At 44.5% G+C, this 10,839-nt stretch carries 8 protein-coding genes and 2 tRNA genes; all 10 read right to left on the bottom strand.

Annotated elements, in window-relative coordinates:
* Positions 1 to 467: 467 nt before the first annotated feature.
* On the bottom strand, positions 468 to 2,225 hold the full coding sequence (locus tag ACO4PX_RS05210; RefSeq protein ID WP_485571828.1) for a 1-deoxy-D-xylulose-5-phosphate synthase: 1,758 nt from the start codon (positions 2,223 to 2,225) through the stop codon (positions 468 to 470).
* 575 nt (positions 2,226 to 2,800) lie between these two features.
* Positions 2,801 to 3,739, bottom strand: coding sequence for a cysteine synthase A (cysK, locus tag ACO4PX_RS05205; RefSeq protein WP_304069828.1), 939 nt, complete (start codon positions 3,737 to 3,739; stop codon positions 2,801 to 2,803).
* Between the two features lie 491 nt (positions 3,740 to 4,230).
* Positions 4,231 to 4,653 carry an RrF2 family transcriptional regulator gene (locus ACO4PX_RS05200; protein ID WP_314668535.1) on the bottom strand — a complete coding sequence of 141 codons (423 nt, stop codon included), beginning with the start codon at positions 4,651 to 4,653 and terminating at the stop codon, positions 4,231 to 4,233.
* 110 nt (positions 4,654 to 4,763) lie between these two features.
* On the bottom strand, positions 4,764 to 7,031 hold the full coding sequence (locus tag ACO4PX_RS05195; RefSeq protein WP_485571826.1) for an alpha-galactosidase: 2,268 nt from the start codon (positions 7,029 to 7,031) through the stop codon (positions 4,764 to 4,766).
* Positions 7,032 to 7,049: 18 nt separating this feature from the next.
* Positions 7,050 to 7,622 carry a DUF5662 family protein gene (locus tag ACO4PX_RS05190; protein WP_183683189.1) on the bottom strand — a complete coding sequence of 191 codons (573 nt, stop codon included), beginning with the start codon at positions 7,620 to 7,622 and terminating at the stop codon, positions 7,050 to 7,052.
* A gap of 19 nt (positions 7,623 to 7,641) precedes the next feature.
* A complete protein-coding gene (locus tag ACO4PX_RS05185; RefSeq protein ID WP_485571824.1) occupies positions 7,642 to 8,352 on the bottom strand; it encodes a phosphatase PAP2 family protein in 711 nt (236 codons plus the stop codon).
* An 88-nt stretch (positions 8,353 to 8,440) separates the two neighbouring features.
* Positions 8,441 to 8,514, bottom strand: a tRNA-Met gene (locus ACO4PX_RS05180).
* Between the two features lie 55 nt (positions 8,515 to 8,569).
* Positions 8,570 to 8,642 (bottom strand) — tRNA-Val (locus ACO4PX_RS05175).
* 190 nt (positions 8,643 to 8,832) lie between these two features.
* Positions 8,833 to 9,480 (bottom strand): TlpA family protein disulfide reductase, encoded by a 648-nt coding sequence (locus ACO4PX_RS05170; protein WP_314999154.1) that lies wholly within the window; start codon positions 9,478 to 9,480, stop codon positions 8,833 to 8,835.
* Between the two features lie 111 nt (positions 9,481 to 9,591).
* Positions 9,592 to 10,839 (bottom strand): type I 3-dehydroquinate dehydratase (locus tag ACO4PX_RS05165; RefSeq protein ID WP_485571822.1); only part of this gene is annotated, 1,248 nt, incomplete at its 5' end.

Genomic DNA, 10,839 nt, shown 5'->3' with positions numbered 1-10,839 from the left:
TAACCACACACTGGTTCGATGAGAAGTCTGCTCACAGAGAAGTAGGAACATGGGAAGGAAGTACTGATGTTTAATCCGGATTCGGAATTGAATGTCCTAAGAATGCCTATATAATCTTAAACAGCCAAAAGCTTGTATAACATGGAAAAAGGTTTTCTACGCAGTATAGGTCTATAAATGGGGCACGCTCTCGCTAGCTTCGCCACGTAGGGGATACTAAGCGAAAAACTTCCTTACAGTCGTTTTTCGCAAGTACCCACGGGCTCAGACTACCCCATATTCAGACCTATACTGCTCGAAAACCATCCCTTTTTAATGTTATGCAAGCTTTTTTAGTGGTATAAAAGAGCAGAAGATTGTTAGAGTCTAATTCACTCTATTATCTTCTGCTCCTTTTTTTAGTTCTGTTAGGATTTCTAGTCTATAATCACCGGTTTTTTATTGATATTTTATGAAGCAATATGAATTTACAATACTTCCATAATCCTCTCCACCATGGTTTCTCTATCCATGTGACGCTCTTTCATTAAAGCTTCCAGATCATATTCGTCATAGAATTCTTTATCCAGGCCTAAGCTTAGTACCTTCATGGGCTTTAGGCTATAGAAGGAAGCTATTTTCTCTGCAAAGCCTCCGGCCAAAATTCCGTCCTCCAAGACCACCACAAGCTCATGGTCTTTTTCCAGATTTTCAAGATATGCTTTATCCAAATGAGATAGAATACCGGGGTTAATTAAAGTGGGCTTGATACCGGTCTTTTTCTCAAGGTTTTTCGCCCCTTCTCTTCCTTCTTCATACAAGGAGCCTGTGGCAAAGATGGCGACCTTCTGTCCTCTTTGGATTTCCTGATAGGAAATAGGGAAAAAGCTCTTCTTTACCGCCGCTTCATCCTCCAGCACATTCCCTTCCGGCGCAAAAATCAGAACCGGATGCTCCTGCTGCTCCAATGCCCAATTCAGTAAAGAGAAATATTCTCCTTTAAAGGCCGGAGCAAAGATTAAAAGCTCAGGGATGGAATTGGCCATAGCCAAAAGATACAGTCCCAGGTGGGTTTTATCCCGCATTCCCAGAATAGATGCGCTGTTTACCACCATGGTGATGGGAAGGGAATTAATAGCCGCATCGTGTGAAATCTGATCATAGGCTCTTTGCAGGAAGGTGGCTGAAGTGAAAAATACCGGCTTTGCACCATTCTTTGCCGCACCACAGGCAAGAGTTACTCCTGTCTGCTCCGCAATTCCAACATCCACAAACTGCTTTCCTGCCTCTTTCCTTTGCTTTGCATGAAATCCCATGCCGCCGGGCACTCCTGCGGTAATGGCCAAGACTGCCGGATCCTTCTTCATTTTCGCCAGTAAAAATTCAGCAGTAAGTTCTCCGATATCTTCTCCCGAAAAATCATATTCTTCCCTGGTTTTTCCCGTTTCTAAATGGAAGGGCAGATGCCAGTGCCAGCTTTCCTTATCCTGCTCCGCAAACTTCAGGCCCTTTCCTTTAGCGGTATGAATGTGAAGCACCACGGGTTTTTCGTAGCTCTTCGCCTTTTCCAAGGCTTTTACCAGAGACTCCACATCATTTCCCTGATCCTCATAGAGATATTCCAGCCCCATAGCCCGAAAGAGATTATCCTCAGCCTGGCCATTGCTTTCTCTAAGGCGTTTCAAACCCTTATACATGCCTCCGTGATTTTCCGCAATAGACATTTCGTTATCATTTAAAATGATGAGAAGCTGACTTTCCTGCTCCCCCGCAATGCTTAGTCCTTCCAAAGCCATTCCGCCGGATAGAGAACCGTCTCCAATCACTGCCACCACCTTTTCCGTTCCGGAAAGCAAGTCTCTGGCTTTGGCAAGTCCTATAGCCAAGTCAATGGAGGTGGAGGTGTGTCCGATGGAAAACAAATCATAGGGGCTTTCCTTCGGATCGGTATAGGGTCCCACCTCATCGTAGAAAGCCTCCTCCATATAAGCCTTCTTTCTACCTGTCAGCATCTTGTGGGGATAGGTCTGATGAGAAACATCAAAGACAATCTTATCCTTCGGGGTATCAAAAACTCTGTGCAGAGCAATAGTCGCCTCCACAAAACCTAAGTCCGGTCCCACATGTCCCATGTGTTTACTGGCTCTTTCAATCAGAAAATTCCGCATTTCTCCTGCCAGGGTATTCAAGTCTCCCATGGAACAACGCTTCAAATCCTCCGGGCTATTAATTCTTTCTAAAACCATAACGCCACCTTTCCCTTTCTACTCTCTCCTACACATTTCCACGCTTTTACACTCTTTTTTACTCTCTCTTAGAGTTTCCTACAAAAGGTCTCACTATTTTAGGTCTCACTATTTTAGGTCTTACTATTTTAGGTCTCACTATTTTCCCCTAGGAAATATCGTTCTACTTTAAACTGTAAAGTTCCTATATTCTCATGCACTCTTTCCGCTTTGTCAAGCGAATGTCGCAGGCTAAAGCCACAATACTTTCCCTGGCTTAAAGTCACAACATTTGATCTAGATTAAAGCCACAACACTTGACCTAACTTAAACTTACACTGCCAGAAACTTCTACTATCCCACAGCTTTTTTGCAACAAAAAAGGAAGTCGAAACTATACAGTTCAAAGAATAGCTTCTTGCAATATAGCTCTAAAGAGGGGTAATCTGAATCCGTCTGTACTTACAGAAAGCGAATGAAATGAAGCTTGATGTTAGTACAGCTACGAGGTGAAGTTAGCGAGAGCGTGCCCCGATTTAGAGCTATATTGCAAGAAGCGGTATTTTTCCTGTTATATCCCTACTTCCTTTTATCCTTTAGACTTCGTCGGCAAAAAGTGGTGAAGAAAGGTAACGATCTCCGGAATCCGGAAGAATGATAACAATGTTCTTTCCCTTTGCCTCAGGGCGCTTTGCAATCTGGATAGCCGCGTGTACAGCTGCTCCGGAGGAAATTCCGGTCAGGACGCCTTCTTCTCTTCCGATACGTCTTCCTGTTGCAAAAGCATCCGCATTGGAAACGGTAATGATTTCATCATAGATCTTCGTGTCTAAAGTGTCCGGAACAAAACCTGCTCCGATTCCCTGAATCTTATGCGGTCCCGGAGCCTTTCCGGAAAGCACTGCAGAATCCTCAGGCTCTACCGCGATTACCTTTACGGCAGGGTTCTTTGCCTTCAAATATCTGCCGATTCCGGTAATGGTTCCTCCTGTTCCGATTCCGGAAATCAGATAATCCACCTTGCCGTCAGTATCCTCCCAGATTTCCGGACCTGTGGTTTTCTCATGCGTCTTGGGATTTGCCTGGTTTTCAAACTGGCCGGGAATAAAGCTGTTGGGAATTTCTTTCGCAAGCTCCTCTGCCTTGGCGATAGCTCCCTTCATGCCCTTTGCTCCCTCAGTCAGCACCAGCTCTGCGCCATAAGCCTTCATCAGAGTTCTTCTCTCTACACTCATGGTATCAGGCATTACAATGATGATTCTGTATCCTCGGCTTGCCGCCACTAAGGATAAACCGATTCCTGTATTTCCGGAGGTAGGCTCAATAATTACAGAGCCGGGCTTTAAAAGACCTCTTTCCTCTGCATCCAAAATCATCCCCTTGGCAATTCTATCCTTTACAGAGCCTGCCGGGTTAAAATACTCCAGCTTTGCCAAAAGCTTTGCTTCCAAGCCATCCTTTTTCTCGATATGGCTAAGCTCCAAAATCGGAGTACGTCCAATCAATTCTTCCGCTGCATGATAAATCTTTCCCATACCATTCTCCTTTTCTTCTCTGTAAATGTGCCACTCTGTACATTCCCTACTTTGTAAAACTTCTTCTCCAAAAATGCGCTTTCTTTTATAAGATAAAATATTGAAGTATCTTATTACCCAAAAGTATAATTCACATAAACATACTAGTCAAGTATGTTTATGTGAATTATTAGATTTATATGATTTTTAGGATTTTCTATACCATATGCACCCCCGGATTTTGTAATAAAAAAGAGCCATCAAAGAGATGCATTACTTTTTCAAAGCTGTATAGGTCCGAAACAGAGGCAATCTCTCACCAATGTAAACAAAAATACCGTGGAGGGACTAAAGCAGTATAGACCTGAAAAAGGGGTAATCTGAGCCCGTGGGTACTTGCTGAAAGTGAGCACAGCGATACTTGAAGCTTAGTACCCCTACGTGGCGAAGTTAGCGAGAGCGTGCCCCATTTCAGGTCTATGCTGCAATGTCCACTATTTTTTTACAGCTCTTTAGATGACAAAATCATTACCGACCAAATCCGGGGTAGCCAACTCCAAAAGTGTTTTTTCCTGAAAATACTCCTGAATCATCCGATCCAGTTCCTTCCATACCGGATAGGTTTTACAAGCCCCAAGACTTCCTCTTCTTTTTTCCAGATCGGAAACGGGAGAAAGAGAGCCCTCCAAGGCGGTAAGGATTTCCAAAAGAGAATATTCCGCTACAGGCCTCTTCAGCTTATAGCCGCCCCCCTTCCCCCTTAAGGCCAGCAAAAGCTCCTTTTTTACCAACACCTTAACGATACTCTCCAGATATTTTTCGGAGATATCCTGCCTTGCCGCAATTTCCTTCAGGGGAATATAGCCCTGCCCGTTATGTTCTGCCAGGTCAATCATAAGCTGTAGGGCATACTGCCCCTTCGTGGAAATCAACATTTTTCTTAAACCTTTCTGTCTACATCTTTTTCAAACTCTCTTGCATAAGCAATCTTTTCAAATTTGCTTCTCTTACTTATTGTTTTTTCTAAAATAAAATACTTTCTTTTCTAAATCTCTTCCATAAGAAGCAAGAAGCTGTCGTACTCTCCTTTTCCTTCCGGAAGAGGAAGACCAACCTCCATCAAGGAAAACCCGCTGTACGTTCTCTCCAGGAGGCTTTCCACAAAGGCTTCATCTTGGAAGGAACCGCCCTGTAAGAGTAAGCGTAGGCGGTATTTTCCTTCTCTCTTTAAGCCTTTGCAATAAAGGATTTCATTGGCTCCATTAAAGTTCTTATCCCGCCATACCACGGAAAGGCTGGCCTTCTTTTTATCAGGAGACACAAAGGACCAGGCGGTAAAGCGTTTTCCGGATACCCTGTCCTCGGACTGTGGGGTATAGCCTCCCGTCTCTCCGTAACCGCTGAGGCGGTAATAGCTTCCCTCCTTCATTAAGGACTCCAGCTCCTCCACAACGGCAATCTGCTTATGGATTTCCGCCCTGTCTTCTTCCTGGCAATCCTTGGGATCCAGTTCATAGCCGAAGCTTCCGCTCATAGCCACGATAGCTCTGGTATTCATAGGTACCACACGTCCGGTCTGGTGATTCGGCACCTGCGAAACATGGGCACCCATACATTGGATGGGATAAAGGAAGGAGGAACCGTATTGAATTTCCAATCTCTCAATAGCATCCGTATTGTCGGAAAGCCAAATCTGAGGCGTGTAATAGAGCGCTCCCAGGTCGAAACGGCCGCCTCCACCGGAGCATCCCTCAATTAATACGTTGGGGAATGCCTCCTTTAAGCCGGAAAGAAAACGGTATAGTCCCAGACAATAGCGGTGCAAAATCTTTCCTCTTCCCTGGAAATTCACCCCATGGGAATAGACGTCCATAATGCTTCGGTTCATATCCATTTTAATGTAGGAAAGGGGAACGGAACGGAAGCAGGAAATCAGGCTTTCCAATACTGCATCCACCACTTCCTTTCTGGAAAAATCCAGCACCAGCTGAGAACGAGAACGAATGGGAGACTCTCCGGGAATCTGCAAGGCATAGTCCGGATGAGCACGGTAAAGAGCACTGTCTTCATTGACCATTTCCGGCTCAATCCAAATGCCGAAATGCATACCCTCTTCTTCCAGTCTGTGTCCAAGGCTTTCCAGGCTCATTCCCAGCTTCTCTTCATTGGTCACCCAGTCTCCCAGACCGGAGAAATCCGTATCTCTCTTTCCGAACCAACCGTCATCCATCACCAGCAGATTCATGCCCAGGGCTTTTCCTTCTCTTGCCAGCTCAATGATTTTTTCTCCGGTAAAATTAAAGTAGCAGGCTTCCCAGGAATTCAGCAAAATGGGAAAATAGGGTAAAGGAGATGTTGCCGCAATATACTTCTTCACCATGCTTTGTAGCTGGTTGCTTAAGGCGCTAAGTCCATCCCCGAAGCTTAAGATAGCCTCCGGGCTTTGCAGTTCTTCTCCCGCTTCCAACAAGTAATGCATATTGTCATTTTGCATTCCCAGAGAAACTCTGGTTCCCCGGTAGGAATCCCGCTCCACATCCAGATGGAAGGAGCTGCTGTATAAAAGGGCAAAGCCATAGCAATCTCCGCTATGCTCCGTGGTGTTTCTTCCCGCTAAAATACCAAAGGGATTTTCCTGATGGCTACTGCTTCCTCTCATGGACGCAATATGCTTTACGCCCTGCTGCAAGGGCTCTCTACGGTAGAGACGCTCCATCCCGTACCTTCCGGAAAAATGAATCAGATCATAATCTCCATAGGAAAAGTCCAGGGAAAGGGAATCCAGACGCTCCACAAAAAGAGCCTCCTCGGAAATATTTTTGATTCTGGCATTTCTGGCAATCACATCCTCATCCGGGTAGAGAATGTAATCCAGCTCCACCTCTACCCTCTTTCTTTCTTCTTTTAGGAAAATGCGAAGGGTTTCACATTCCTCCACCGCCTTGGCATGAGGAAGTCCCTCCGGATGGGATCTACCCGAAAAAATCTCTACCCGGTCAACCCGCAGGTCCAAAATCCCCTCCCCGTCAGAACCGGAAATGCTACAAGCCGGAATACGATAATCTCCATTTCCAAAGGAAGAATACTCCTGGGCCAAGGTATCCATGGAGTAGGTTCTGTCTGCATTTGCATCATAGGGATTACCGGAAAATCCTCTATCCTTATACTGGAAGAGGTAGGAAAAATCCCCTTCTCCCCTTTTTCCGTAATAATAATGCAAAAGATGCCCATAGGGACCAATGCCCATCTGGTAGCTGGTGTTTCTACTATGTAAACTAATGAGCCCCTTTTCCTTGTCGTAAACGATTGCCATACTGCACTCCCCTTTCTTTTAGAAAAAATCCTTTTCTCTTCTCCGCCTCTTTACTTCTTTTCGAAGAAAGGCAAAGCATTCCTTCTCTCCTTTATCCTTTAAAAGCAACAGCAATTCTTCCAGTTCTTTTTTTGTCCGTTCATGAATCAAGGGAGAATCCTTCATCGGCTTATAGTAAATGTAAGCACTGTCATCCCTGTATTTTTCCCCTTGATAATTCTTCGATGCGGCCACTCTGTCACAAAACATCTCCGCCACATAACGATAAGGCATAGGACAGCCTATCATACGATTGGGGTCTTGTAAATCATAGTCACACCAATATTCAAAATGATGCTTGTTTCTTCCCTTATGATGCAACCATGCCGTGGAGGTTCCCGTTTCAATCCGCTCTACGCCGTTGGGACTTTTATAGCCCTTATAAAAACGAATACCCACCCTAAATTCCGTCCAGCTGTACTTGGACAGGTCATGGAGCAGCCCCTGCTTATACAGCCCAATGGAAAAGCAGTAGCGCATCACCAAAATCTTATGCTTTGTAATGGTTTTAAAATGTCCGATGGCATTTTTCCAAAAATGAAATCCTTCCATCTGTAACTCCTCTTCTATACTATCTTTCTTCCTGCATAAGGCAAGGATATTTTTTCTCCAGATATTCCCATAAACTAAAGCTGGGGTAGCCGTACACAAAGCCGTAGGCAATAAAAGATAAAAGGATTGCCCCCCCCACATCTAAAATAGAGTGTTGCTTTAATACCAGGGTTGCCATACAAATCAAAAGACACAAAAGAAAGGAGCCCCATACCACCGCTTTGCCATAGGGCAGCTTCCGGATATCCTTACTTTTCATAATCGCCACATGCATGCAGATGGAATTGTAGGCATGAATACTGGGAAAGACATTGGTGGGGGTGTCCACGCGATACAAGCCGGCTACCATGACTTGGAAAATATTTTTATCACTGATATAAGGCGGACGTAAATCCGTTCCGTTGGGATAGATTTCACAAATCAAAAGACTAAAAATCATCCCGATAAAAAGATATAGGCAAACCTTATAAAAGTCCTCCTTATTGGTAAAAAGAAAGTACAGTATTCCCAGCAAAATGTAGAGAAACCACATAAAATACGGCACTATGAAATACTCACAGAAGGGAATCATTTCATCAATCTTCGTATGCATGATGTGGTAGCCGGTGGCCACCGTCACTCTGGACTCAATGGACTTAAACCAAAGGGGATAAATAATGCCGATCCACAGGACATTGGCATAGCTGTATTTGTGATAAAATCGAAGAAATTTCTGCCAAAGTTCTTTCATGCTCTTCCTTTCTCCGGAATAAGGCAATTACTTGTTTAGAACAAAAAAATCGAAACGCCCCTTTTACGGAAATCGTTTCGATTTATCGTAGCGAGAGGGGGACTTGAACCCTCGACACCACGGGTATGAACCGTGTGCTCTAGCCAGCTGAGCTATCTCGCCTTAGAAAAAAATGTCCGACCCAGGCTGCGCATAACACGCAGACCGGACCGAATACTGGGGCCTACAGGGCTCGAACCTGTGACCCTCTGCTTGTAAGGCAGATGCTCTCCCAGCTGAGCTAAGACCCCCTGTCGCATTTTTTGCGACCTGTTCATATTACTAAATACAAAGCCCTTTGTCAATAATAAAATCTTTCTAAAGGAAAAAAATCTTTCTAAAGGAAAAATTTTTCTATGAAAATGACCCTGAAAATTTGCGAAAAATTCACGAAAGAGTTTTGCAAATAGTTCGCTGATATTTTTTGCGAAAAGCTCTCCTCTAGGATGCCAGGGTTTTCAAATACTCCTCCACAAAAGCCTTATACTTTGGTACCTGCGCTCCCACAATAGGCTTTCCTACAATCTTTCCTTCTTTATTAATGAAGAAAGTGGTGGGAACACCGACTACACCGGAGAGTAAATCCGCAAAATCATTGTTGGGGATAATATTGGTAAAGTGCGCATTGGTCTTATCCAAGATGGTATTTGCCAGCTCAATATGATCTGCATCCTCTTTTCCGGCCACATCAGCCACCAAGCCGATAATCTGTACATTGTCCGGAAGACTTCTCTGCCACTCTCCAAGCTCCGGCATCTCTTGAATACAAGGTCCGCAGAAGGTTCCCCATACATTCAGAACGGTTAAATCCTTCTCCCCGAAGATAGAGCTGTCCACAGACTCCAAAGCTAAATTCTCCGTGGTAAATTCCAAACTCTTATCGGATACGGAAAAATTGCTTGCCTTCTGCTCTCCCGCCGCTTCACTTGCTTTCTCGGATGCTTTCTCCGCAGCCTTTTCTGTAGCCTTCTCTGTTGTTACTTCTGTTTCTGCAGAAACCTTGGTTTCTGTCTTTCCGCTATTGCCGCAAGCTGCAAGAGCCAAACTGCTTAAAATCGCCAAAGCAAGAACTAAATTTTTCCGTTTCATAATCTCTCCTTTTGTTGAAAATGATAATTCCTTGCAAGAATAGCATATTTCCTTTATAAATCCCAGTATTTCCCTAGAAGATTAAAATCTTTTATTTTCTTTCTTCTTCCTTTAGATTTCCTTCGTTTTTTGACAGAATTCAGGAAAGTAAAAAAGGCCTTCTTCCCTTAATAGCTTCAGCACTTCCTCCATGCACTGCTCCACAGTCTTCCCTTCCACAGAAAGCACCGCATCGGCACAGGCCAGATAACGACTTTCCCGCTCTTCCATAATCTTTTCTATAGAATGAAGATCCAGCTTGTTTTGTAATACCGGTCGATTCTCCGCTTCCTTTTCCAGTCTTTCCAGTACCGCCTTGGGAGAGAGCTGCAGGTAAACGGTAAAGCAATGCTCCTGTAAAAGCTTACGATTTTCCTCCCGAAGTACAATTCCTCCTCCCGGAGATAAAATCATTTCCGCCCGGCCCTCATAGAGAATTTTCTCTTCTTCTCTTATCGTAGAAGCTTTATGAAAATCATCCTGCAAGTCTTGCGAAAGCTTATTTTCCTCCGTCAGCACTTCCCGTAAAAGTCTTGTTTCCTCTCTCCGAAAACGTTCTTCCCCATACTGTTTAAAATACTGGGAAATCCGCATGGAAAAGCTTTCTTCCAGTCTTCTATCCAGCTCCACCAAAGGAAGGGAAAGCTTTTGGGAAAGCATCTCCCCTAAGGTTGTTTTTCCGCTTCCCATAAAACCTATCAGGGCAATGTTTTTTCTTCCCTCCATTTTCCTCCAAAGCTTCATATATTCTTCTATAGCGAACTGGCCGGGAGCGGAGGCGGAAAAGGCCTGCACAAAGCTATGTTTGGAGCCGGAAAGGCTACCTAGCACTCGGGAGCTCTTTCCCATTTCCCCCATAGACATACAGATTAAGTTTCTTTCCGGATGCTTATCCTTCCATTCCCGAGAAGCCAGCATAAGATTCAAAACATCCGATTCCTGTCTTGGCATACAGGCCAATTTCACCGTGTCCGTTCCATAGGAGGCCAGAGCGCTGAGAATCTCTCTACATTCTCCCCGGCCGGGTGTCTTTTGAAAATCATGATAGGAGGCAATACATTTTCCTCCCAGCTGCAAAATCATGGCGTGGCAGTCTAAAAAAGCCTGCCGACCTTTACTGTCCAGCTCCACTTCTAAATCGATAAAATCCGGATAGCCGCTTTCCATAGCCATCATATTCAGTTGAAAATAAGATTTATCATAGGGGAAGAAGCCTCCCTGACGCTCTGTACGAATTGTAAAAATCAGCTTCTTCTCTCCTAAAATTCCCCGAAGCTCCCCAAGAAACTTCCCTAACTTCTCCTCACGTTTTTTCAGACT

The sequence above is a fragment of the Oribacterium sp. genome (genome assembly GCF_057249185.1).
Note: the sequence above shows the minus strand (reverse complement) of the source record. Positions and strands in the feature narration are given on the sequence as shown.